The organism is Sphingopyxis sp. USTB-05, assembly GCF_023822045.1.
Taxonomy (GTDB): Bacteria; Pseudomonadota; Alphaproteobacteria; order Sphingomonadales; family Sphingomonadaceae; genus Sphingopyxis.
This window is the reverse complement of sequence record NZ_CP084712.1, coordinates 4,242,296-4,266,788: the sequence shown is the minus strand read 5'-3', so window position 1 is coordinate 4,266,788 and position 24,493 is coordinate 4,242,296. Positions and strand designations below refer to the sequence as shown.

Sequence of the window (24,493 nt, the reverse complement as noted above, 5' to 3'; positions counted from 1 at the left end):
TAGTATGACAACTTTGCCTCATGTCCCGATCGGGCCTGACTGACGGAAAAATTGTCGCAAATTGTCTCATCGCGCCCATTGCACTTGCCAGCAGGGGGGCAATGGGCTGAATAGGCGCAAAACCTCCCTTTCCGCTGCGACCCGAAACGAGATTGACCTTTATGCTGGACAAGAGGCCGCTGCTCCGCGTCGGAGCGCTGTGCGCCATCGCGCTGTCGTTGGCCGCCTGCACTGCGGAAGAAGAAAAGGGCGGCCGCGGCGCGCCCGAGGTCGGCTATGTTACCGTCAAGGTCGAGCCGGTGCCCGTGACCTCGTCGCTCGGCGCGCGCACCGTCGCGTTCGAGACGAGCGAAGTGCGTCCGCAGGTGAACGGCCTGATCCGCCACCGCCTGTTCACCGAAGGCGGCTTCGTCCGCGCGGGTCAGCCGCTTTATCAGATCGACGCGAGCCTCTATCAGGCCGGCGTCGATCAGGCCGCCGCCAATCTGGCGAGCGCGCGCGCCAGCGCGCAGGCCGCCGAGGAACGCGCACGGCGGCTCGAACCGCTCGCAAAGATGCAAGCGGTCGCCGAGCAGGATTATACCGATGCGCTTGCACAGGCGCGCATGGCGCGAGCCGCAATCGCCCAGAATGGCGCCGCACTAGAAACCGCGCGCATCAACTTGCGCTTCGCGACGATTACCGCGCCGATCAGCGGCCGGATCGGGCGCAGCCTTGTCACGCCGGGCGGACTCGTGAGCGCCAGCCAGGCGACCCCGCTCGCGGTGATCCAGCAAACCGACCCGATGTATGTCGACATGCAGCAGTCGAGCGCGGAGCTTACGACGTTGCGGCAGGCGATCGAAAGCGGCGGAGTGACCGCGGGCAGCACCTCGGTCCGGCTGCGCATGGAGGATGGCAGCGCCTATCCCTTTGCCGGCACCGTTCAGTTTTCCGATGTCACGGTGAACGAGGCGACGGGCACGGTCACGCTGCGCGCGCGCTTCCCCAACCCCCGGGGCATATTGCTGCCCGGTATGTTCGTGACCGCCCTGTTCGATCAGGCGGTGAACCCGAAAGCAATCCTGCTGCCGCAGGCCGCGGTGCAGCGCGATTTCGACGGGTCGGCCTTTGTCTATCTGGTCGGCAAGGACAATAAGGCAGCCCGGCGCAAGATCGTCGCCGACCGCACGTCCGGCCCCAACTGGGTCATTACCGACGGGCTGAAGCCCGGCGAGCGGGTGATTACGCAGGGCATCGGCAATCTGCGGCAGGGTGCACCGATCCGCCCGGTCCCGGCGAACAGCGCGCAGCGCGTCGGCGCACCGGCCAAGGGCGGCGACGCCCAGGCAAAGGGCAAGTAACCTCTTATGTCGCGCCTTTTCATCGACCGGCCGATATTCGCCTGGGTGCTGGCGATCATCGTCATGCTCGGCGGCGTGGGCGCGCTATTCACCCTGCCGATCGAGCAATATCCCGACATCGCACCGGCGCAGGTCAATATTCGCGCCAGCTATCCGGGCGCGTCGGCCGAGACGATCGAGAACAGCGTGACGCAGGTGCTTGAACAGCAGCTGACGGGAATCGACGGCCTTCTTTATTTCAGCTCGCAGTCGAGCTCGCGCGGACAGGCGAATATCACCGCGATCTTCGAAAAGGGTACCGACCCCGACATCGCGCAAGTGCAGGTCCAGAACAAGATCCAGTCGGCGCTGTCACGCCTGCCGCAACAGGTGCAGGCGCAGGGCCTCCGCGTTACAAAGTCGAACTCGGACACGCTGCTGCTCGTCGGCGTCTATGATTCGACCGATACGCGCGTGAATCAGGACGTCTCCGACTATATGGCGTCGAATATCCAGGACCCGCTGTCGCGGGTCGAAGGGGTGGGCGAGGTCAATATCTTTGGCGCGCCGCACGCGATGCGCATCTGGCTCAATCCGCAGCGGCTCGCGGCCGTGTCGTTGATGCCGAGCGACGTGATTTCGGCAATCACGGCGCAGAACAGCGAAGTCGCCGCGGGCGACGTCGGCGGCCTCCCCTCGCCGCAGGGGCAGATGCTCAACGCGACCGTCACCGCGCAATCGCGCATGCAGACGGTGCCGGAATTCGAGAATATCGTGCTGAAGACGCTGCCCGATGGCGCGACGGTACGGATCAAGGATGTCGCGCGCGTCGAAATTGGCGCCGAAAGCTATGCCGTCGTCAGCCGCATTAACGGACATCCGGGTGCGGGCATGTCGATCTCGCTCTCGCCGGGGTCCGATGCGCTCGAAACCGCCGACCGGGTCAAGGCGCGCATGAAGGAACTCGCCGCCGATTTCCCTGACGGCCTCACCTACAGCTATGCCAATGATTCGACCGAGTTCATCAAGCTGTCGGTGAGCGAGGTACAGAAATCGCTGTTCGAGGCGATCCTGCTCGTCATCCTCGTGATGTTCGTCTTTCTGCAGAGTTGGCGCGCGGTTCTGATCCCCGCGATCGCGGTGCCCGTCGTGCTGCTCGGCACCTTCGCGATCTTCTATATGCTGGGGTTCAGCATCAACACGCTTACGCTGTTCGGGCTGACGCTCGCGATCGGCCTGCTCGTCGATGACGCGATCGTCGTGGTCGAGAATGTCGAGCGGTTGATGGAAGAAAATCCCGGCATGTCGGCGCGTGACGCGACGATCCAGTCGATGAAGGAACTGCAGGTCGCGCTGATCGCGATCGCGCTCGTGCTGTCGGCGGTGTTTATGCCGATGGCCTTTTTCGGCGGGTCGACCGGCGTCATCTATCGCCAATTCTCCGTCACTATCGTCTCGGCAATGGCGTTGTCGGTGCTCGTCGCACTCATCCTGAGCCCTGCGCTTACCTCTACCCTGCTCAAGCCGAAGAGCCACGGCGATGCCTCCGCAAACGGCGGCCGCTTCCCGCGCGTCCATGCCTTTTTCGAGCGCGCCAAAAATGGCTTCAACACACGCTTCGACCGCACGGTCGAACGTTATGTCGGCAGCGTCACCAAGGTCGTCGACCGCAAATGGCTGTTCCTCGGCATCTATGCGGTGCTGCTCGTGGCGCTCGCCTTCCTCTTCCTGCGGCTGCCGAGCGGCTTTTTGCCCAATGAGGATCAGGGGCGCGTGCAGGTCCAGTTCCGCCTACCCGCGGGCGCGACGCAGGGCCGGACGCTCGAAGTGCGCGACGCGATCGAAAAATATATGCTGACGTCGGAAAAGGCGAACACGCAGGCGCTGTTCCTGATCGCAGGCGGCGGTGGCGGCGCCGCGGCGGGGCAGAATACCGGCCAGGGCTTCGTCAACCTCACCCATTGGGACAACCGTCCGGGCAAGGAAAACACCGCCGACGCGATTGCAGAGCGCGCGCGCAAGGCGCTGAGCGGCCTGCGCGATGCCCAGATCTTCGCGCTCGTCCCCGGCGCGGTCCGCGGCCTCGGAGATTCGTCGGGCTTTACGATGCAATTCCAGAACCGCAGCGGGATGAGCCGCGCCGAATTTGCCGAAGCGCGCGACAAGCTGCTCGCAATGGCGAATGAAAATCCCAAGCTGACTTCGGTGCGCCTGTCAGACTTGCCCGACGTAGCGACGCTCAAGATCGACGTCGATACACAGCGGCTGACCGCCTATGGCATCAACAATGCCGACGTGAACTCGACCCTCTCCACCGCTTGGGGCGGGCGCTATGTCAACGACTTCATCGACAAGGGCCGCGTCAAGCGCGTCTATGTTCAGGGCGACGCCCCCTATCGCGCGCGTCCCGAAGATCTTGGCCAATGGTTTGTCCGTTCGGCCGACGGCGAAATGTCGCCTTTCTCTGCCTTTGCCAAGACGAGCTGGTCGACGACGCCGAGCAGCAGCTCGCGCTTCCAGGGCGTGCCCGCCTTTGAAATCTCGGGCCAGCCCTCGCCGGGCACCAGCTCGGGCGAGGCGATGGACGAGATGGAGCGGATGGCGGGCGAAATCCCCGGCACCAGCGTCGCCTGGTCGGGCTCCTCCTATCAGGAGCGCCTCTCCTCGGGGCAGGCGCCCCTGCTCTATGGCCTGTCGCTGCTCGTCGTCTTCCTCTGCCTCGCCGCGCTTTACGAAAGCTGGTCGATCCCGCTCGCGGTGATCTTGGTCATTCCGCTCGGTCTGATCGGCGCTATCTTTGCCGTCAATCTGCGCGGTCTCGAAAACGACGTCTATCTTCAGATCGGGCTGCTCACCACAATGGGCCTCGCCGCAAAGAATGCGATCCTGATGATCGAGTTCGCTGAACAGGAAGAACGCAAGGGCAAGCGCGTGATCGAGGCCGCTATCGCCGCGGCGCGTATCCGCCTGCGCCCGATTTTGATGACGAGCTTTGCCTTCATCTTCGGCGTGCTGCCGCTCGCCATCGCGACCGGCGCCGGCGCGAACAGCCGCGTCGCGATCGGCACCTCGGTGATCGGCGGCATGCTCACCGCCGCCTTCCTCGCAATCTTCTTCATTCCGCTCTTCTTCGTCCTCGTCCGCCGTGGCGTGCGCGACGGGCTTGCGGCGGCGCGTGCGCGGTTCGGCAAGAATAAGGATGAAGGCTCGGCCGAGGTGCCGGCATGATTGGCACCCGTGCCTTCCTCCTCGCCACTACGCTCGCGCTCGCGGGCTGCTCGCTCGCGCCGAAGACGGTGCTGCCGGCCCTGCCTGTCCCACAAAGCTGGCCTGCCGGCGACGCCTATCTGCTGCAGAGCGAGGCGGCGCTTCCGATCCTCTCGTACAAAAGCGTCTTTACCGATCCGCGGCTACAGGCGCTGACCGATCAGGCGCTAGCCAACAACCGCGACCTGCGCGTCGCCTATGCCAATGTCGCCGCGGCGCGTGCGCAGGTGCGCGTCACGCGGTCGGGGCAATTCCCCGAACTCGGGATCAATGCCGGCGCGGACTATTCGGATAGTGGAACCGGGAACGGCAGCGGCGATTTCTCGCTGCGCGGCGGCATTACCGCCTTCGAACTCGACCTGTTCGGCAAGCTCGCCAATGCGACCGAGGCCGACCGCAATCGCGCACTTGGTACAGAGGCGGCGTCGCGTACCGTACGCCTCGCGCTGATCGCCAATCTCGCCGACGCCTGGGCGACCTATGGCGCCGACCGCGACCTGCTGAAAATCGCCGAAGACACTGCCGCGAATGCCCGCGAAAGCGTGCGGCTGACCAAGGCGCGACTCGACGGCGGCGTCGCGCCGCGCACCGACCTGCGCCAGGCCGAACAGATACTCGCGACCGCCGAGGATTCGATCGCGCAGCAACGGACCGCACTCGCGCAGGACGAGAATCTCATCCGCCTGCTCGTCGGCGGCGATATCGACCGCGCCCTGCTCCCCCTGAGCCTCACCGAAGTAACGCCGTCGATCGTGTCGCTGCCCGCCGGAGTCAGTTCGGAGATTCTGCTCCGCCGTCCCGACGTGATCGAAGCCGAATATGGCCTCCGCGCCGCCAATGCCGACATCGGCGTCGCGCGCGCGCGGCTCTTCCCGTCGATCTCGCTCACCGGTTTGCTTGGTTTTGCGAGCAACGCGCTCTCCGGTTTGTTCGACAGCGGGTCGTTCAACTGGTCGGCGGGCGGCGATGCGACGGCGACGATCTTCGACGCCGGCGGCCGCCGCGCGGGGGTCGCAGTGAGCGAGGCGCAGCGCGATGCCGCGCTCGCGGGCTATGAAGGCGCTATCCAAACCGCATTCCGCGAGGTCGCCGACGCACTCGCGGTGCAGGGCACGATATCCGAGCGGGTCCGCGCCGCCGCTGCGAACACCGAAGCCGCAAGCGACACGGCAACGCTCACCGATGCGCGCTACAAGGGGGGCGTCGACAGCTTCCTCTCCAGTCTCGATGCGCAGCGCAGCCTCTATTCGGCGCGGCGGAGCGAGATCGGAACGCAATTGCTGCTCGTTAGCACGCGAATCACTCTGTTCCGTACGCTGGGCGGCGACAGCAGCGCGGGAATCGCGACAGTCGCTCGCTAACCCTTTCTAGCTGCACCATTTCCCGACCCTTCTTGACAAGCGCCATCCCAAAAGCGCTAATGGAACATATCAGGAACAAATGATGCGCGAGTCGTCCCCCATACTCGCCGGGCTGCGCCAACGCATCGCCCGGCTGGCCGCCGATGGCGGTTTCGAAAGCCGCCGGACCGACGGCTGGCTGGAGAGCGGGCACGCGCGCTTCGACGCCGCGATCGGCGGCGGACTTGCAGTCGGACGTACCCATGAATTTTTCGCCGCCGATGCGCTCGACGCGACGAGCGCCGCTGCCTTTGCGGGGCTCATGGCCTTACGCACCCCGGGCAAAGCGCCGCTGATCTGGCTGCGTACCACCGATGCCGGGAAGCGTACCGGCCATATCTACGCCCCTGGCATCGCCGAGCTGGGTGGCGACCCCGACCGGCTTTTGCTCGTCGAGACCGCCGATCCCAAAATGCTGCTCGCCTGCGCGAACGATGCGATCCGCTGCGCGGGATCGGCGGCGGTGATCGTCGAAAGCTGGGGCAAATTCCCTTTGCTCGATCTGACAGCGGGACGCCGCCTCGCCCTCGGAGCACGCGATGCTGGCACGACCTTACTGATGCTCCGCCTCAATGCGGTGCCGGCACCGAGTGTCGCCGAGACGCGCTGGAGCGTCGCAGCGGCCGCATCACATGCTCTCGAAGCAAACGCCCCCGGCGCACCCGCCTTCGACCTCGAATTGCTGCGCTGGCGCGGCGGCTCTGCACCCGCTCGCTGGCGACTGGACTGGAACCATGACGAAAACCGATTTGGGGACACGGCGCTATCTGGCGCTCTTCTTCCCCTTCCTGCCCGCCGAGCGATGGCTTCGCACGGCGCCGCGGCCGCCTGACGCACCGCTCGTCTTCGCCGAAAAGCAGCGCGGCGCGATGCGAATCGCGAGCGTCGACGCGGCGGCGCTTGCGGTCGGACTGCGCCCCGGCATGCCGCTTGCCGATGCGCGCGCGCAGGTTGGCGAACTCGCCGTCGTGTCGCACGATCCGGGACTCGACCATGAATGGCTCGATCGACTCGCACAGGGCTGCGCACGCTATTCTCCGCTTGTCGCGCTCGACGCCCCCGACGGCCTGATCCTAGACATTGCTGGCACCGGGCATCTCTTCGGCGACGAGGCGGGACTGATCGCCGACCTCGATATGCGCCTTACGCGGCTTGGCGTAACACTCCGCCACGCACTGGGCCCTACCGCCGACGCCGCACGCGCGCTCGCGCGGTATCAGGCACGCCCCGCCCCCGACGAAGGACAAGCGATCCGCCGTCTTCCGGTTGCCGCGCTCGAACTTGAGACCGAGGCGACAACCGCGCTTGTGCGCGCGGGGCTCAAGACGATCGGCGACCTTGCGAGCCGCCCGATGGCGAACCTCGCCGCGCGCTTCGGCGCCGACGCCGCGATGGCGCTGCGCCGGATATTGGGCGACGCGCCGAGCCCGCTTGATCCGCGCGTCGCAGCGCCGCCAGTGATCACCGAACGCCGCTTTGCCGAGCCGCTTGGCAGTACCGCGCACGCCACCAAAATCCTTGCCGAACTTGCTGCCGAAGCGATCGAAGACCTCGCCGAGCGCGGCAAGGGCGGGCGCCATTTCAGGGCGACCTTCTTTCGCAGCGACGGCCTTGCGCGCAGCATCGCGATCGAAACCGGCCACCCGACCCGCGACACCGGACTCGTCATGCGCCTGTTCGCCGAGCGTATGGACAGCCTCGCCGACCCGCTCGACCCCGGCTTCGGCTTCGACATGATCCGCCTTGCGGTGCCGCGGCTCGAGGCGCTCGGCGCAAGCCAACTGAGGCTCGAGGGCGGCGCGGTAAAGGAGGCCGCGATCGACGAGCTCGCCGACCGTCTCGCGACGCGGCTTGGACGCGGTCGTGTGCGACGCCTCCGCCCCGTCGACACGCATATTCCCGAGCAGGCGCAGCTCGAGCTGCCCGCAGTCGACGCACCGTCGCTGCTACCTTGGCAGACGCCCGAGCCCGGCGAGCCGCCGACGCGCCCTTTCCACCTGTTCGATCCGCCGCAACCGATCGAGGTGATCGCCGAAGTGCCTGACGGCCCTCCGCAGCGTTTCCGTTGGCGCCGCGATTTTCATGCCGTGCGCCGCTACGAAGGGCCGGAACGCATTGCCGCCGAATGGTGGCGGCGCCGAGACAATGGCGGACTGACGCGCGACTATTACCGGGTCGAGGATGCGCAGGGCCGGCGCTTCTGGCTCTTCCGCCACGGTCTCTACGATGAAAAGCCCGACCCCCGCTGGTATATCCACGGGGTCTTCGCATGAGCGAGGCGCCCCAGCCCGGCCCCGAAACCGGCTTCGCCGAACTGATCGCGGCGACCAACTACAGCTTCCTGCGCGGCGCCTCGCACCCCGCCGAGATGGTGGCAGAGGCAATCGCCCTCGGCATGACCGGCATCGGCATCGCCGACCGCAACAGCGTCGCGGGGGTGGTCAGGGCGTGGGCATTCCTCAAAGAGGTGCAGGTGAAGCAGCCCGAGATGGTGAAAGACTTTCGGCTGGTGGTCGGCGCAAGGCTCGTCTTCGCCGACGGCACGCCCGACATCGTCGCCTATCCGATCAGCCGACACGGCTGGGGCCGGCTGACGCGGCTCCTTTCGACCGGCAACCTGCGAGCCGAAAAGGGCGACTGCATCCTCCACCTCGAAGATCTGCTTGGCCATTGTGACGATCTGCTGTTGATCGCGATGGATGGTGACGAGGCGCTGCTCCGCACGCTCAAGCGCGCGCGTCCGAAATCGGTGTGGCTGGCGGCGACGATGCCGCAATCGGGTGCCGACGCGCGGCGATTGGCCGAACTTCAGCGGCTGTCGGCAGCAACCAACGTCCCCCTGCTCGCGACCAACGACGCGCTGTATGCGACCGCCGCACAGCGCCCTCTCCATGATATCATCACCTGCATCCGCGAAGGCGTCACCATTCATAAGGCGGGCAAGCGGCTGCGCGCCAATGCCGAACGCTATCTGAAGCCGCCGGCCGAAATGCGACGACTTTTCGCGTTTCATCCCAGGGCAATCGACGCGAGCGCGAAGCTGCTCGGCCGTATCGGCTTTCGCCTCGACGATCTGCGCTACGAATATCCGCACGAGCCGGTGCCGCCAGGCTGGAAGCCCTTCAACTATCTCCACCATCTGGTGAAGACGGCGGCGGAAAAACGCTATGGCGCACCGCTGAAGCCGAAGATCCGCAAGATGATCGGCAACGAACTCCGCCTGATCCGACGACGGAACTATGTCTATTATTTCCTGACCGTCTACGATCTCGTCCGTTTCGCACGGGCGCAGGAGCCGCCGATCCTGTGCCAGGGCCGTGGGTCGGCGGCCAATTCGATCGTCTGCTTTCTGCTTGGGGTCACCTCGGTCGATCCGGACGAACACAAGCTGCTCTTTTCGCGCTTCGTATCGGCCGAGCGCGACGAGCCCCCCGACATCGACGTAGATTTCGAGCATGAGCGACGCGAAGAGGTGATCCAATATATCTACGACCGCTATACGCGCGACCGTGCGGCGATCGCTGCAACCGTCATCCATTATCGTCCGCGCAGTACGATCCGCGAGGTCGGCAAGGCGCTGGGATTCAGCGAGGACGTCACGGCGCGGCTCGCGGACACGAGTTGGGGCAGTTGGGGCGACGAGGTACCCGTCGAGCGGCTCGCCGAAGCCGGACTCAATCCCCACAACGGCGAAATCGAGCGGCTGCACCGCTTCGTCGGCGAACTTCTAAAGGCACCGCGGCATTTATCACAGCATGTCGGGGGCTTCGTCCTCACCGAAGGGCGGCTCGACGAGCTGGTGCCGATCCATAATGCCGCGATGGAGGATCGCACCTTCATCGAATGGGACAAGGACGACATCGACGCGCTTGGGCTGATGAAGGTCGATGTGCTGGCACTCGGCATGCTGACCTGTATCCGCAAATGCTACGATCTGATGCGCGAGCATGGGCTGGGCGACCACACGCTGGAACTCGACATCGATTCCAAGGATCCGGCGGTTTACGACATGCTTTGCAAGGGCGACAGCATCGGGGTCTTTCAGGTCGAGAGCCGCGCGCAGATCAACATGCTGCCGCGCCTGCGGCCCCGAAAGCTCTATGATCTGGTTGTGCAGGTCGCGATCGTTCGTCCCGGGCCGATTGAGGGCGATATGGTGCATCCCTATCTGCGCCGCCGAAATAAGGAGGAGGAGGTCGAATATCCCTCCCCCGCTCCGCCCCATGACCCCAATGAATTGCGCGAAGTTCTGGGCCACACCTTTGGCGTGCCGCTGTTTCAGGAGCAGGCGATGAGCTTGGCGATCACAGCGGCTGGCTTCACGCCCGAGGAAGCCAACGGTCTGCGACGAGCAATGGCAACTTTTCGCAACGTCGGAACGATCGACAATTTCCGTGAGAAAATGGTCGGCGGGATGGTTGCGCGCGGCTACGAAAAAGAATTCGCCGAACGCTGTTTCAAGCAGATCGAAGGCTTCGGCAGTTACGGCTTTCCCGAAAGCCACGCCCAATCCTTCGCGCGGCTTGTCTACGTCTCCTCGTGGATCAAGCATTATCACCCCGCGGTCTTCGCGTGCGGTATCCTTAATTCGCAGCCGATGGGCTTCTATGCCCCGGCCCAGCTCGTCCGCGATGCGCGCGAACATGGGGTCGAGGTGCGCGAGGTCGACGTCAACGCCAGCCATTGGGACAACAGCCTCGAACGGCGCGACGACGGCAGCCTCGCGCTGCGGCTCGGCTTTCGGCAGGTCGACGGGTTTCGTGAGGAATGGGCGAAAGCAATCGCCGATGCGCGCGCTACGCCCTTCGCCTCGGTCGAGGAGCTGGCGCGCCGCGCGAACCTGCCCTCACGCGCGCTGCGCCTGCTGGCCGAGGCGGATGCGTGCCGGTCGATGGGGCTCGACCGCCGTCCTGCACTCTGGGATGCCCGCCGCGTCCGGCAGGGCGTGCTGCCGCTGTTCGGCGCGGCCGAAACCGACGAGCTTGGCGCCGAGGAGGATCCGCAGTTGCCGCCGACACCGATGGTCGAACATGTGCTCACCGATTATCAGACGACGCGGCTGTCGCTGAAAGGCCATCCGATGGCGTTCCTGCGCCGCGATTTCGAGCGCGAAGGCATATTGAGCGCTTCGCAGGTCTCTGCCGCGAAGAACGGGTCGATCGTCCGCACCGCGGGCGTCGTGCTGATCCGTCAGCGGCCGGGGAAGGGCAATGCGATCTTCATCACGCTCGAGGATGAGGGCGGGATCGTCAACATCCTGTTATGGGCGCGCCATTTCGAACGCTATCGCCGTGCCGTCATGGCGTCGCGGCTGATGCTGGCCGAGGGCGAAGTACAGCGCAGCAAGGAAGGCGTGATCCACCTGATGGCGACGCGGATCGTCGATCGCACCCAAATGCTCGACACGCTGGGGAGCGACCGGCGTTTCGAACCCGAAGTCTGCCGTGCCGACGAGGTCAAGCATCCGCAGCTACCGCGCGGTTATGCGACGAAACATGGTCATCCGCGCGACGTCCGCATCCTGCCCAAGTCGCGTGATTTTCATTGAGCTGCGTTTTCCGGCTGACGCCGGAAGCAGCACCGGCCCGCTCCCCCACCCGGCCTCCCCACATAGTATTCTATGGGAGGCCGGGTGGGGGAGCGGGCCGGTGCCGCGCCTTCGCGAGAAAAGATGATGCCCCGGCTGTGGGGGCCGGGGCATCGGATCAGGCTATCTAAGGGACCAACCAAATATAGCCTGAAATTTGTTCGCGAAGTTTAGCCGCGGAGCAGGTTCATCACGCCCTGCGAGCTCTGGTTCGCCTGGGCGAGCATCGCGGTCGATGCCTGCGCCAGGATGCCGGCAGCCGCGAGGTTCGTCGATTCGACCGAGAAATCGGCGTCTTCGATGCGCGACTTCGATTCCGACATATTCGTGACACTCGACGTCAAATTATCGACAGCCGAGGTCAGGCGGTTCTGCTGCGCACCAAGGTTCGCACGTTCGGTAGCAACCGTCTGGATCGCCGTGTCGAGCGTCGCAAGCGCACCGGTCGCGCCGGCAGCGGTCGAGAAGTCGAGCGCGTTCACGCCGAGACCCGTAGCGTTGAGGTTGGCGATGCGGATGTTCACGACTTCCGTGGCGTTAAGGCCGGTCTGGATGTCGAAACCAGCGGTGGTCGAGACGCCGCCGTTGATCAGCGTGTTGCCGTTGAAGGTGGTACGCGATGCAACGTCACCGATCTGCGAGATCAGCGCGGCGACTTCGGTCTGGACGGCGGCGCGGTCGGTCGTGCCGTTCGTGCCGGTCGAGGCCTGAAGCGCCAGTTCACGCATACGGACCAGAATGTCCGAAATGCTGCCGGCGGCGGTGTCGGCGGTCTGCGCCAGCGAGATGCCGTCGTTGGCGTTGCGGATCGCCTGCGTCAGGCCGCGGGCGTTGGCTTCCATACGAGTCGCGATGGCGAGACCGGCAGCGTCGTCCTTGGCAGCGTTGATGCGCTTGCCGCTCGACAGGCGTTCCATCGCCTGCGACTGCATCTGGTTGGCAACACGCGAGTTATTCTGGGCGCGAAGCGCGCTCACATTGGTGTTGATGACGGTCATTACTTGTTCCTTTCCGGCCTCGATGGCCATTCCCATGATGTGAGGGCTCGAGGAGCGGTCACGAAAGCAGTAACGGCGGCGCCCACCGGCGATTAAGCGCCCGCGTCAAAAAAACGCCAAAGGCCACCGAAGGACTGGCTGCACCTCGATCAATCTATTGAAAATACGCCATTAAAATTTTTGGCACGCGCTTTGCATTCTTATTTGTGCGTGCGGCAGACCGCCGCGCATCAGGACGGATGAAGAAGCAATGAGCACGATTGACCCGAGCCGGCTGCTGCAGATGCGCAGTTCGATTCTCAATCAGAACCAGGCGCTGCAGCGCGCCGCGGGGCGTGGCGGTATCGGCGGCGGCGCAAGCACCGAAGGCGCCCCCGATTTCGGCGCCGCGATCAACAATGCGCTGCAACAGGTCAACGCGCAGCAGTCGAAGGCGAGCCAGATCAGCGAAGCCTATGAGCGCGGCGACACGCACGACATCGTCAGCGTGATGATCGAACGGCAGAAAGCCTCGCTCGGTTTCGAAACCACCCTGCAAGTCCGCAACAAGCTGCTGTCCGCGTATCGCGACATCATGAACATGCCGGTATAATCCATGGCCGAGACCCAGATCCTTACCCCCGTCGACGACGGCTCCGCGAACCGCCTCCCCGCCCCCGTCCTCGGCGGCCGGCTCGCCCCGCTCACCGGCTTCTTCCGCCAGCCCGCGGTGCAGCGCGCGCTGCCCGCGATTGCGATGACCTCGGCGATCGGCATCGCCGCGCTCGCTTATTTCACGATGCAGGCCGCGCCGCAGGCGCAGCTTTTCGCCGGGCTCGACGACACCGACAAGGCCGCGGTCGCCGACGCGCTGCAGACGCAGGGCATCGCGCACAGCATCGACCCCACCACCGGCGCGCTGACCGTCGATGCCGACAAATTGCATCAGGCGCGCATCGCGCTCGCCGGACAGGGGTTGCCCAAGGCGGCGCCGAGCGGCGACAGCCTGATCGCCGCGCTTCCCATGGGGTCGAGCCGCGCGATCGAGGGCGAAGCGCTGCGTTCGGCGCGCGAAGCCGACCTGTCGCGGACGATCGAGACGATCGACGCGGTCAAGAGCGCCCGCGTCCACGTCGCCGCCGCCGAACCCAGCCTATTCGTCCGCGAAGACAAGCCCGCCACCGCGTCGGTCATGCTGACGCTTCAGAACGGCCGCTCACTCAGCGACGGCCAGGTTCAGGCGATCCGTTTCCTCGTCGCCTCGTCGGTCCCCGGCATGAACGCCGATCAGGTTTCCGTGATCGACCAGCGCGGCGCCCTGCTCTCCGACACCGCATCGGGTAGCGACATGAAAGCGTTCCAGCTCCAGCTTCAGGTCGAAGACCGCTTCCGCCGCGCGCTCGACACGCTGCTTGGCCCGATGCTCGGTGCCGGCAATTATACCGTCGAGGTCCACGCCGACGTCGATATGTCGGAAAGCCAGGCGACGCGCGAAAGCTTTCCTGAGAATGACCGCGCGCTGACCAGCGAACAAATCACCCGTTCGACCAGCGGCACGAGCGCCCCTGCGGTCGGCATCCCCGGCGCCCTGTCGAACCAGCCGCCGCAGGCCACGACGGTCACCGCGACCGGCCCGCAGACGGTTCCCCCCGGCGCGGCGCCCGCGCCCGGAACCGAGAGCAATGAAAATGCCGCGCGCGCCTATGAAGTCGGCCGCGAGATTTCGGTGACACACTCGCCCCAGGGCAAGCTGCGCCGCGTTTCGGTCGCCGTCGCGCTCAATCAGGGCAAAAAGGCGCTGACGCAGGCGGACCTCACCAAGATCGACAATCTGGTGAAGGGCGCGATCGGATATGACGCAACGCGCGGCGATCTGGTTGCGATCAACCAGCGCCCGTTCGCACTGGTCGAGGACACGTCGCCCGCTTTCTACGACCAGGGCTGGTTCCTGCCGCTGGTCAAGCAGGTCGGCGCGATCCTCGCCGCACTGCTCGCTTTCCTGTTCATCGGCCGTCCCATGATCCGCGCCGCCAAGGAGCGCGCCGCCAAGCGCATCGCGCAAAATCAGGAACTCGAAGCCTCGCTGCTCGCCGCCACCGACCGCCCGGCGCTCGCCAGCGGTCACGCCGGGCGCGAAATCACGCTCGAGATGATCGAGCAGGCGCCGAGCTATGAAGCGCGCGCGAACTTGGTCCGCGCCTTTGTCCGCCAGGACTCGGCGCGCGCCGCGCTCGTCGTCCGCCACCTGATGCAGGAGGGCGCCCGTGCCTGACGTCGCCGAACTGGATAACGCCCCCGTACCGGCCGCAATCGAAGGGTCGGCCGCCGCCGCGATCCTGCTGATGCTGCTCGACGAAAGCGAAGCCGCAACGATCCTGAAGCAGCTCGATCCCGATGAAGTACGCCAGCTTGCCAAGGCGATGTTCGACACCGCCAATGCCAGCGAACAGCAGATCGGGCTCGCGCTCGACCGCTTCGTAACGCGCAGCCGCGACGTCAGCGCGCTCGCGATCGGCGCCGACATGCGCATCCGTACCGTGATCAACGAAGCCGTCGGCAACGTCCGCGCCGACAATATCCTGGCCGCCGTCGCACCGCAGCGGAGCGCCGCGTCGCTCGAAATGCTGCGCTGGATGGACGTCGATGCGATCAGCGGCCTGCTCGCCAGCGAGCATCCGCAGGTCGGCGCGCTGATCCTTTCGGTGCTCGTCCCCGATGTCGCCGCGCGTGCGATCGAAACGCTCGACGAAGTGCTGCAGGCCGACCTGGTGCTGCGCGCCGCAATGCTCACCTCGGTCCCCGCCGCCGCGATCGAAGATCTGGAATCGGTCCTCGCCAGCGCGAATGTCGACGGCCAGCGCGTCGCCAAACAGGCGATCGGCGGCCCGAGCGACGTCGCAAAGATCATGAAGAAGATGCCGAAGCAGCTCTCGGAACGCACGCTCCGTTCGCTGAAGAAGCACGACCGCATCCTCGCCCAGACGATCGAGGAGGAAATGTTCATCTTCGAAAATCTGCGCGACCTCGACAAAAAGAGCCTCAGCAGCGTGCTGCGCTCGGTCGATGCCGCCCAGCTCGCGATCGCGCTCAAGGGCGCCGACGAGGATATGGTCGACATGTGCCTCGCCACCATGTCGCAGCGTGCCGCCGAAACGATCCGCGACGAGATGGCCGAAATGACGATGGTCAAGCGCGCCGACGTCGACGACGCGCAGAAGAGCGTGATGCAGATCGTGCGCCAGATGGCCGCAGCCGGCGAAATCATGATCGCGGGCGGAGGCGACGACTATGTCTGATCGCACTTCCGAGACCGGCTTCGCGCCTGTCAGCCTTACCGACGCGATGGCGCGCGGTAACGGCTTTCGCCCGATCTCCTTCGCACCATCGGCCTATGCGCCGCAGCCTGTCGAGGAAAGCTTCGACGAGCCCGATCTCGACGACCCGTTCGCGCTTGGCCTCGCCGAAGGCCAGCGCCTCGCCGAAGCGGCCTTTGTCGCCGAACGCCACCAGCTCCTAGCGCTGCTCGCCGGCGCCGAGGCACTGCAGGACGAGCCGAGCGAGGAACTGGCGCAACTGATCGCCACCACCGTCGAGCGGCTGGTCCGCCAGATCGTCGCGACCGCGCCGATCGATACCGAATGGTTGCAAGCGCAGGTCGAAACGGCCGCCGCGATGATCGCCGACGCCGACAAGGCGCGCACGCTCTGGGTCCATCCCGAGGATGCCGCGCTGCTCGCCGATGCGCCGCTCGCAATGGCGATCGAAAGCGATACCGCGATGATGCGCGGTACGGTGCGGATCGAAACCTCGACCGGCTGGATCGAGCATGGCCGCGCGGTTTATCTCGAAGAGCTGCGCTCGGCACTTGGCGAAAGGGAAGCCGCGTGACGCGCCGCCTCGCCCTCTCCGCACAGCAATTGCTCGATCCCGTCGACTTGGCGCACGCCAGCCCGCGCCGCGTCGGGACGCTCGTCTCGCACGAAGGCATCATGCTCGAAGTGTCGGGTTTCCCGATGCCGCTCGGCAGCAATGTCCGCATCCGGTCGGCCGACAACGACTATGTCTATGGCGAGGTCGTCGGCTTTCGCGGTCACCGCAGCCTTGTCCTTCCCTTTGACATGAACAAGCCGCTGGTGACCGGTGCGCCGGTCGAACCGCATGGCGCATCGAGCATGGTGCCCGTCGGCAAGACCTTGCTCGGCCGCATCATGGATGCACAGGGCAACCCGCTCGACGGTCGCCCCGCGATCAAGTCGCAATTCCAATGGCCGCTCGCCGGGCGCAAGGTCAATCCGCTGCGCCGCGGCCGCGTCACCCGCGCGCTCAACATGGGCGTGCGCGCGATCAACGGCCTGCTCACCGTCGGCGAAGGCCAGCGCGTCGCGATCATCGCGGGTTCGGGCGTCGGCAAGTCCGTGCTGATGGGCCAGATGATTGCTGGGACCGAATGCGACGTCATCGTCGTCGGGCTGATCGGCGAGCGCAGCCGCGAAGTCAGCGATTTCGTCGAAACCAAGCTGCCCCCCGAAGTCCGCAAAAAATCGGTCGTCGTCGCGGTTCCCGCCGACCATCCGCCTTTGCTCCGCCTGCGCGCCGCGATGCGCGCGACCGCGATCGCCGAAGCCTTCCGCGCTGAGGGCAAGAAGGTGCTGCTGTTGATCGACAGCCTGACCCGCGTCGCCCATGCGCAGCGCGAGATCGGCCTGACGCTGGGTGAGCCGCCGACGATGAAGGGCTACCCGCCATCGGTGTTCGCGCTCATTCCGTCGCTGTGCGAACGCGCCGGCATCGACCGCGAGACCGGCGGCTCGATCACCGCGCTCTACACCGTGCTCGCCGACGGCGGCGATATCGACGACCCGGTCGTCGACTCGGCACGCGCGATCGTCGACGGCCATATCATCCTGTCGCGCCAGCTCGCCGAACAGGGCGTCTATCCCGCGATCGATGTCGCCCGTTCGCTATCGCGCACGATGGTCGATTCGGTCGATCCCGAGCATGCCGCCGCCGCCGCGCGCTTCCGCCAGCTCTGGTCCGCCTATGAAGAGAATCGCGACCTGATGTTGATGGGCGCCTACGTCGCCGGCGCCGACCCCGTGCTCGACACCGCGATCGCACGCCACGCCGACCAGCTCGCCTATGTTTCGCAGCCTGCCAAGGCGCAGGTCGATTTCGACATTTCCCGCCAAGCCCTGATTGAAGGATATTCCGCATGAACGCCCGTACCGCACGCCGCAAACGTATCATCCGCGTGCGCTCCGTCGAACATCAGATGGCGGAAGCCAATCTGGCGCGCGCCAATGGCGAACTGGCAAGCCTGGTCGAACTGGCGAAGCGGCTTGAGACGCTGCGCGTCGACCTCGCCATGGCGAAGGGTGCGGTCGCGGGTCGCGCGCTCAACACGATGGGCGAGCTCGCAATGCGGCTCGATATCGCGCAGGAAAGCCTGACCGCACCGCTGAGCAATGCCAGCCAGCGTCGCGACCAGGCGGGTGCGCTCGCGCAGAGCGCGATGGCGAAGGAAGAATCGGCGGTTCGCCTGTACGAACGCAGCCGCAAGTCGGCCGAAGCCGAACAGGAACGCCGCGACGACGCCAATCGCCCGCACCGTCCGCGCACGGGTATGCGCCTGCGTCTGATCGAAGGCGGCGCGGCATGATGAGCGCGTCCTCTCTCCCCACGCCGCAGGGCGCAATGCCCGCAGGCTTTGCGACCTTCCTCGCCAACATCGGCCAGCTTCCGGTGGAAGGCGGCGAAGGCGGTTTCGACCAGTTACTCGCCGCAGCGCCGGTCGCGGTCGCCCCGGCCGCTCATACCGCCGTCGCGATCAAGATTGATCCCGCGCTGGGCGCCAATTCGCCTGCTCCGCAGGCCGAAACCCCGGCCGAAGCCGACGTCGCCGTCGAAACCCCGGTGATAAAGGCTGAACCGGCCAAAGCCGATCCGGCGGCATTGGCCACAAATCTTTTGATCGCGCTGAACGGCAACATCGCCGGCGCGGCGCCCGCACCAGGCAAGCCGGTAACAGCGAAGCCCGAAGCGGACGCCGCGTCGCCCGAAACCCTGGAAACCGGTGAAACCGTGGCGACTGCGCCGGCCACGAATTGGGCCGCGATCGTGGCGGCCGTCGTCCCTGCTGCGACGAAACCCGCAAAACCTGCAGAAGCCGCCGCAGCTCCGGCCGACGCCGGCGCGCCTGCACTTCCCGTTGCCCCGCGCCCGCGCGATGCCGCAGCGGCGGCGGTCCTCCCCGGCATCGACGCACCCATCGCCAAGCCTATCGAGGCAGCGCCGTCGATGACGATCCTCTTCGCCCAGCCCGCCGCACAAGGGGCTGCAACGCTCGCACAAGCGGCGGCGCCCGCGGTGATCGCCGAACGGGTGCTCGACATGGACAGCGACGGCGCATGGATCGACCAGCTCGCGCATGACATCGCCGCGACGAAATCGGACAGCGGCGACATCAGCTTTCGCCTGATGCCGAAGCATCTCGGCCGGCTCGACGTTGCGATGCAAATGGGCGACGAAGGCGTGTCGTTGAAGATGGACACCCATCATGAAGCGACCGCGACGATCGTCACCGTCGCGCAGGGCCGCCTCGTCGACGAACTGCGCCAGCAAGGCGTCCGCGTCGCCGGCGCCGAAGTAACCTGCACGCCCGGCGAGACCGGACGCCAGTCGCAAAGCCACAGCCAAGGCCATGGCCGCGCAACCACCCACCTAATCGAAACCGCCACCGAACGCGCCGAGCCGCGTGACGAAGAGCGTGCCGCCGACCGCCGCGGCCGCTTTGCCTGATCAGAAAGGGTCCCACCATGGCCAAGGATAATGTCGAAGGCGCCCCCAAGAAAAAGGGCAAGTTCAAGAAGCTGCTGTTCATCGGCATCGCCGCCATCGCGCTGATCGGCGCGGGCGCGGGTGCCGGCATCTATTTCGGCGCGCTCTCCGCACATGAGGCGAAGCCTGAGGATCATTTTCCCAAGCTTGTCGTGCGCAGCGAAGGCGAGGCCGAAGCGGCCGGTGCCGAAGGCGAGGAAAAGGAAGCGCCGCCGAAGGTCGGCACCGTGTCGGTCCCGAACGACAAGTTCAAGGTCGATCCCAAGAAATATGAGATCACCTATTATCCGATCACCGACAGCTTCACGACGAACCTTGCCGACGGTTCAGGCTTCCTGCAGATCGGTATCAGCCTTTCGACCTTCTATGACGGCAAGGTTATCAATAATATCAAACGGCAGGCCGTGCCAATTCGTTCGGTCGTGCTAATGGTGCTCGCCGAACAGGATCCGGCTCTGCTCTCCACATCACAGGGGAAACAGCGGCTTCAACGTCAGTTGACCGCCGCAATCAACGATGTGCTGCGTGAAAAGGAAGGTTTCGGGGGTATCGACAATGTCTATTTCACAAGCCTGGTGATTCAGTGACCACCAGCACCAAAACCGTCAAAGCCGTGAAGGCACCGGCCGCAGCTGCGGCCGCACCTGCGGACACCAAAGAGTCGCTGCTGCTGCGCAGAGCAGCGGACGGCTATGCCTTCCCCGCGCTTGAGAGCGTGGCGAACCAGTTTGCGCGCAGCTTGCGCGATCTCGTCCGCGCGCTCGGCGCGCCGGCGATCCAGGTCGAACGGTCGGGCGCCGAACAGATGAGCTTTGCCGAGTGGAGCGCGTCCGCGGCCCCCGCCATTTTCTGGCGCTATCATGCACCGCCGCTCAAGGGCCCGGTGCTGCTCGCAGGGTCGCGCTCGCTGCTGCTCCAGCTGGTCGACATCTTCTACGGAGGTCGCGGCCAGCTCGCCGCCGAGCGCGAGGAACTGACCGACGCCGAGGATCGCTTCGCAGCACGTCTCGGCCGTGACATCGGTTTGCAACTTGCCGCCGCATGGCGCGGCAAGCTTGCGATCGAACCCGAACTTGATTGCGTCACCGCCGACCCCGCAAAGCTCGCCGCAGTACGCGCCGACGATGAATTGTTCGTCCAGCGCTTCACGCTGCGCGGCGCGCCGTTCGAGGGACGGACGATCATGTGCGCCTATCCCGTCGCCGCGCTGCGGGGGATCGCAGGCGACGAACTGCTTCCCGACATGCAGGCGAATGGCGGCGGCGACCCTGTTTGGGCGGGCGCGCTCGACAAGGCGCTGCGCGACGTGCGCATGCCGGTCCGCTCGGTGCTCGCACGTCCAGAGATCAGCCTCGTCAAGTTGCTCGCGCTCGAGGTCGGCGACATCATCCCGCTTACCATGCCGCGCCATGTGCCGGTGACCGTCGCCGGACGCAGCTTCGCGCTCGGCAGCATCGGCGAAGCCAATGGCAATGCCGCGATCATGATAGACCATATCGAAAAAGGACCGGACAATGACTGATATCAGCGACGCCCCGAAGGCGCGCGCCGACCGGCGCGACAAGAGCATTGCTGCCGCGCCCAATTTCGACCTGCTTGCCGGCGTCTCGCTGCGCGTGTCGGTCGAGGTTGGATCGACGTCGATGACGCTTTCCGAACTGCTTGCGATCGACGAGGGCAGCGTGATCGAACTCGACCGCGCCGCGACCGACCTCCTCGACATCTACGCCAACGGCACCCTCATCGCGAAGGGTGAGATCGTCAGCGTCGACGGCCGCTATGGCATTCAGGTTGCCGAAGTCGTCGCGCCCGCACGCGGCCTCGAAGGTTTCGAGCGGAGAGGCTGATGTTCGAATATATCCTCCGCCTGCTCATCCTGCTGCCGCTCGTCGGCGGCATGGCGTGGGGCAGCCTGTGGCTGTGGAAGCGCGTCCAGATGGGCGTACCGCTCGTCGGCGGCGCCACAAAGACGCGCGCAGTCGAAATGATCGACGTGCTTCCGCTCGGCCCGGGATCGAAGCTCGCGGTGGTCGAATTCGCGGGACAACGCGTGTTGATCGCGGTTTCGCGTAACGGGATTACCCGCATCGCCGACGACAGCCAGGGCGATTTCCATGCGGACTGATCGCCGCTTCTGGCTGCGCGCCGCCGCACTCGCGGGCGGCGCCGCGCTGCTTTGTGCGGCGCCTGCTGCCTGGGCGCAGGCGGCGGACGGCCTCAATCGCGCGGTGAGCGAAATCGGCGGCGACGGTCGGCCGCTGAGCCTGTCGCTCCAGATCCTAGTCCTGATGAGCCTGTTGACGGTGCTGCCGTCGCTGCTGCTCATGATGACCAGCTTTACACGCATCATCATCGTGCTGTCGATTCTGCGCCACGCGCTCGGGCTACAGCAAACGCCGCCGAATCAGGTACTGGTGGGCCTCAGCCTCTTTCTCTCGCTATTCGTGATGCAACCCGTGATCAGCGAAGTGAACCGCGTCGCGATCGAGCCTTATGGCCAGGAACAGATCGACATCGGCGAGGCTGTGTCGCGCTCGGGCACCGCGCTCCACGGTTTCATGATGAAGCAGACGCGCAAGACCGACTTGATGATGTTCGCCAAAATCGCGAAAGCGCCGACCTATGCGAGCCCGAAGGACGTGCCTTTCTCGATCTTGCTGCCGGCGTTCGTTACCAGCGAGCTCAAGACCGCGTTCCAGATCGGCTTCCTGATCTTCCTGCCCTTCCTCGTCATCGACCTGATCGTCGCCTCGGCGCTGATGTCCTTGGGTATGATGATGTTGTCACCGACGATCATCTCGATGCCGTTCAAGCTGCTGCTCTTCGTTCTCGTCGACGGCTGGGCGCTGACGATGGGATCGCTCGCTTCCTCTTTTGTGAGTTAGCGGCGTGGAGGCTGACTATTTCATTGGGGTGGCACAGCAGTCGCTGTGGATTCTCGCGCTCGCCTCGGCGCCGCTGCTGCTGCCGGTGCTCGTCATCGGCGTGCTGCTCGGCATGGTACAGGCTGCGACATCGATCAACGAACAGACGCTGACCTTTGTACCCAAGCTGATCGTCGCGGCGATCTGCCTCGCTATTTTCGGCGGCAGCATCCTTGTTCTGCTCACCGATTTCACCCGCGAAATCTTCGCGCAGATCCCCAGCCTGGTGAAGTAATCCAGGGATGAATCCCGCCGACATCCCGAACATCGAGGCGATGCTTCAGCTGTGGATGCTGGGGATGATTCGTCCCGGCGCGGCGTTCATCGCCGCACCGGTGTTCGGCGCGACGAGCGTGCCGGTGCAGTTGCGGCTGGTGATCGCACTCGCGGTCGGCGTGCCGGCGGTTGCGGCATCGGGCATGGCGCTACCGCCCGAGGGTATCGTCTCGGTACCGGGCTTCTTCTTCGTCATCGGAGAGGTCGTGATCGGGCTGGCGATCGGTTTCGTACTCCAGATGGGTCTTGCCGCCGCGCTGCTCGCGGGCGAAGTGATCAGCAACGCGATGGGGCTTGGCTTCGCGTCGATGGTCGATCCGCTTAGCGGCGCGTCAAGTTCGGCGATCGGCCAGTTCCTATCAATGATGGCGACCGCGCTGTTCCTCGCCGCCGACGGCCATCTCTTGCTGATCGACATCGTGGTGAGCAGCTATACTGCGCTGCCCCCCGGCAATGCCTTCCCGTCGTGGGACGCGATCGGCGGCGTCATCCGCTTCGGCAGCCTGATGTTCGCGGCGGGCCTGACCATCGCCATGCCGGTCGGATTCGTGCTGATCCTGGTCCAGATCATCATGGGCGTGATCGGCCGCTCAGCACCCGCACTCAACCTGTTCGCGGTCGGCATTCCCGCGACATTGCTCGCGGGGATCGTCCTTCTTGGGGTAGCGACGCCGGCGATGGCTGAGGCGGTCGCGCATATCCTGTCCGACGCTCTCGACGCCGCACGAATGGTGGCGGGGATCTGATCGATGGCGGAAGGCAGCGACAAGGACCAGAAGACCGAACAGCCGACGGCAAAGAAGCTCACCGATTCGGCCCGCGAAGGCGATGTGCTGATGTCGCGCGAGCTGGCGACCGCGCTGATGATGCTCGCCGCCGCGGGTTGGATCGTCGCCGCCGGCGGCTGGTTCGTCCAGTCGGCGAGCGACCTCGTCCGTCGCGGGCTGACGCTGACAGCCGCCGACGTCGCCGACTTCGCTCCCGGCGAAGCGCTGATGCGCAACGGAGTCGAGATATTGCTGCCGCTGGCAAGCCTGTTCGCGCTCGCGCTGGGCGCCGCGGTCGCGGGTCCGGCGATGCTCGGCTCGATGGGTTGGCGCGGCAAAGCCCTGGGTTTCAAGGGCAACCGGATGAACCCGATGAGCGGCCTAAAACGCATGTTCGGGATGCAGGGCGCGACCGAGCTCGGCAAGGCGCTGGCGAAAGTGCTCCTGCTCGGTACGATCGGTTACTGGTTGGTCCAGAACAGCCTGCCCGCGATCATGTCGATGGCGCAGGCCGACCTGATGGCCGCGATCGGCCTCGCTGGAAAGGCGATCGGCCATGCGATGCTGACCCTCGCGGGCGGCCTTGTTGTCATCGCGCTGATCGACGTGCCGGTGCAATGGTTCCAGCGCAACAAGCGGCTGATGATGAGCAAGCAGGAGATCAAGGAGGAGATGCGCCAGTCCGATGGCGCGCCCGAACTCAAGCAGGCACAGCGCCAGCGGGCGCATGAGATTTTGAGCGGGTCGGCGCGCAAGGCGGTGTCGGAGGCGACCGTCGTCCTGACCAACCCGACGCATTTCTCTGTCGCGCTGCGCTATCGCCCAGGGGACGACGCGGCCCCGGTCGTCGTCGCACGCGGGCGCGGGGATGTCGCGCTGTCGATCCGCGAGCTCGCAAGAACCGCCGGCGTCCCGATGCTCGAATATCCCCAGCTCACGCGTGCTATCTATTTTACCGCACGCGCTGGCCGCGTGATTCCCGAGGAACTCTTCGTCGCGGTTGCGACCGTGCTCGCCTTCGTGTTCCAGCTTGAGCGCGCCGCCGCCGAAGGGCTCACGCAGCCCGCGGTCGATATCCCGCCGTCGCATCGTTTCGATCCCGAGGGTCGCCGACAGGCTTAATCTTCCCCGCGCAC

At 65.5% G+C, this 24,493-nt stretch carries 22 protein-coding genes; 21 read left to right on the top strand and 1 reads right to left on the bottom strand.

Annotated features, from left to right (window positions below; all coding sequences use genetic code 11):
* The first annotated feature begins 161 nt into the window (after positions 1–161).
* From KEC45_RS19785 to KEC45_RS19760, 6 genes are all read left to right on the top strand, one after another.
* Entirely contained in the window at positions 162–1,343 is a 1,182-nt protein-coding gene (locus KEC45_RS19785) for an efflux RND transporter periplasmic adaptor subunit (protein WP_062186067.1), read from the top strand.
* A 6-nt stretch (positions 1,344–1,349) separates the two neighbouring features.
* Complete coding sequence (locus KEC45_RS19780; RefSeq protein ID WP_252171257.1) at positions 1,350–4,550, top strand: efflux RND transporter permease subunit; 3,201 nt, start codon at positions 1,350–1,352, stop codon at positions 4,548–4,550.
* Complete coding sequence (locus KEC45_RS19775; protein WP_062186071.1) at positions 4,547–5,950, top strand: efflux transporter outer membrane subunit; 1,404 nt, start codon at positions 4,547–4,549, stop codon at positions 5,948–5,950. The genes KEC45_RS19780 and KEC45_RS19775 overlap by 4 nt, the downstream gene beginning before the upstream one ends.
* An 82-nt stretch (positions 5,951–6,032) precedes the next feature.
* Positions 6,033–6,821 carry an ImuA family protein gene (locus tag KEC45_RS19770; RefSeq protein ID WP_062187008.1) on the top strand — a complete coding sequence of 263 codons (789 nt, stop codon included), beginning with the start codon at positions 6,033–6,035 and terminating at the stop codon, positions 6,819–6,821.
* The gene (locus tag KEC45_RS19765; RefSeq protein WP_062186073.1) at positions 6,724–8,262 is read left to right on the top strand and encodes a DNA polymerase Y family protein; all 1,539 of its coding nucleotides are present in this window, start codon (positions 6,724–6,726) and stop codon (positions 8,260–8,262) included. Before KEC45_RS19770 ends, KEC45_RS19765 begins: the two co-directional genes overlap by 98 nt.
* Positions 8,259–11,537: an error-prone DNA polymerase gene (locus KEC45_RS19760; RefSeq protein ID WP_062186075.1), complete on the top strand. Its 3,279-nt coding sequence runs from the start codon at positions 8,259–8,261 to the stop codon at positions 11,535–11,537. The genes KEC45_RS19765 and KEC45_RS19760 overlap by 4 nt, the downstream gene beginning before the upstream one ends.
* A 209-nt stretch (positions 11,538–11,746) precedes the next feature.
* Here the strand turns inward: KEC45_RS19760 and KEC45_RS19755 are convergent, their stop codons facing one another.
* On the bottom strand, positions 11,747–12,574 hold the full coding sequence (locus tag KEC45_RS19755) for a flagellin (protein ID WP_062187009.1): 828 nt from the start codon (positions 12,572–12,574) through the stop codon (positions 11,747–11,749).
* A 250-nt stretch (positions 12,575–12,824) separates the two neighbouring features.
* On the opposite strand from KEC45_RS19755, the gene fliE reads away from it, so the two are divergent.
* Genes fliE through flhB form a run of 15 tightly spaced genes read left to right on the top strand, consistent with a single transcriptional unit; the run spans position 12,825 to position 24,479 of the window.
* Positions 12,825–13,166 (top strand): flagellar hook-basal body complex protein FliE, encoded by a 342-nt coding sequence (gene fliE, locus KEC45_RS19750; RefSeq protein WP_062186077.1) that lies wholly within the window; start codon positions 12,825–12,827, stop codon positions 13,164–13,166.
* A 3-nt stretch (positions 13,167–13,169) separates the two neighbouring features.
* Positions 13,170–14,825, top strand: coding sequence for a flagellar basal-body MS-ring/collar protein FliF (gene fliF, locus KEC45_RS19745; protein WP_062186079.1), 1,656 nt, complete (start codon positions 13,170–13,172; stop codon positions 14,823–14,825).
* Entirely contained in the window at positions 14,818–15,849 is a 1,032-nt protein-coding gene (fliG, locus tag KEC45_RS19740; protein ID WP_062186081.1) for a flagellar motor switch protein FliG, read from the top strand. Before fliF ends, fliG begins: the two co-directional genes overlap by 8 nt.
* Positions 15,842–16,441, top strand: coding sequence for a FliH/SctL family protein (locus KEC45_RS19735; protein WP_062186083.1), 600 nt, complete (start codon positions 15,842–15,844; stop codon positions 16,439–16,441). The genes fliG and KEC45_RS19735 overlap by 8 nt, the downstream gene beginning before the upstream one ends.
* Positions 16,438–17,769: a FliI/YscN family ATPase gene (locus KEC45_RS19730; protein ID WP_062186085.1), complete on the top strand. Its 1,332-nt coding sequence runs from the start codon at positions 16,438–16,440 to the stop codon at positions 17,767–17,769. The genes KEC45_RS19735 and KEC45_RS19730 overlap by 4 nt, the downstream gene beginning before the upstream one ends.
* Positions 17,766–18,212, top strand: a complete 447-nt coding sequence (locus KEC45_RS19725; protein ID WP_062186087.1) for a hypothetical protein — start codon at positions 17,766–17,768, stop codon at positions 18,210–18,212. The genes KEC45_RS19730 and KEC45_RS19725 overlap by 4 nt, the downstream gene beginning before the upstream one ends.
* Positions 18,209–19,351, top strand: a complete 1,143-nt coding sequence (locus KEC45_RS19720; RefSeq protein WP_083436004.1) for a flagellar hook-length control protein FliK — start codon at positions 18,209–18,211, stop codon at positions 19,349–19,351. Before KEC45_RS19725 ends, KEC45_RS19720 begins: the two co-directional genes overlap by 4 nt.
* A 17-nt stretch (positions 19,352–19,368) precedes the next feature.
* Positions 19,369–19,977: a flagellar basal body-associated protein FliL gene (fliL, locus tag KEC45_RS19715; protein ID WP_062186091.1), complete on the top strand. Its 609-nt coding sequence runs from the start codon at positions 19,369–19,371 to the stop codon at positions 19,975–19,977.
* Positions 19,974–20,912 carry a flagellar motor switch protein FliM gene (locus KEC45_RS19710; protein ID WP_062186093.1) on the top strand — a complete coding sequence of 313 codons (939 nt, stop codon included), beginning with the start codon at positions 19,974–19,976 and terminating at the stop codon, positions 20,910–20,912. The genes fliL and KEC45_RS19710 overlap by 4 nt, the downstream gene beginning before the upstream one ends.
* The gene (gene fliN, locus KEC45_RS19705) at positions 20,905–21,237 is read left to right on the top strand and encodes a flagellar motor switch protein FliN (protein WP_062186095.1); all 333 of its coding nucleotides are present in this window, start codon (positions 20,905–20,907) and stop codon (positions 21,235–21,237) included. The genes KEC45_RS19710 and fliN overlap by 8 nt, the downstream gene beginning before the upstream one ends.
* Positions 21,237–21,515 carry a flagellar biosynthetic protein FliO gene (locus KEC45_RS19700; protein ID WP_039577703.1) on the top strand — a complete coding sequence of 93 codons (279 nt, stop codon included), beginning with the start codon at positions 21,237–21,239 and terminating at the stop codon, positions 21,513–21,515. Before fliN ends, KEC45_RS19700 begins: the two co-directional genes overlap by 1 nt.
* Positions 21,505–22,275, top strand: a complete 771-nt coding sequence (fliP, locus tag KEC45_RS19695; protein ID WP_062186097.1) for a flagellar type III secretion system pore protein FliP — start codon at positions 21,505–21,507, stop codon at positions 22,273–22,275. The genes KEC45_RS19700 and fliP overlap by 11 nt, the downstream gene beginning before the upstream one ends.
* Positions 22,276–22,279: 4 nt before the next feature.
* Positions 22,280–22,549 (top strand): flagellar biosynthetic protein FliQ, encoded by a 270-nt coding sequence (locus tag KEC45_RS19690; protein ID WP_039577709.1) that lies wholly within the window; start codon positions 22,280–22,282, stop codon positions 22,547–22,549.
* 7 nt (positions 22,550–22,556) lie between these two features.
* Positions 22,557–23,336, top strand: coding sequence for a flagellar biosynthetic protein FliR (fliR, locus tag KEC45_RS19685; protein WP_062186099.1), 780 nt, complete (start codon positions 22,557–22,559; stop codon positions 23,334–23,336).
* A gap of 3 nt (positions 23,337–23,339) precedes the next feature.
* Positions 23,340–24,479, top strand: a complete 1,140-nt coding sequence (gene flhB / locus KEC45_RS19680; protein ID WP_062186101.1) for a flagellar type III secretion system protein FlhB — start codon at positions 23,340–23,342, stop codon at positions 24,477–24,479.
* The last annotated feature ends 14 nt before the right edge of the window (positions 24,480–24,493 follow it).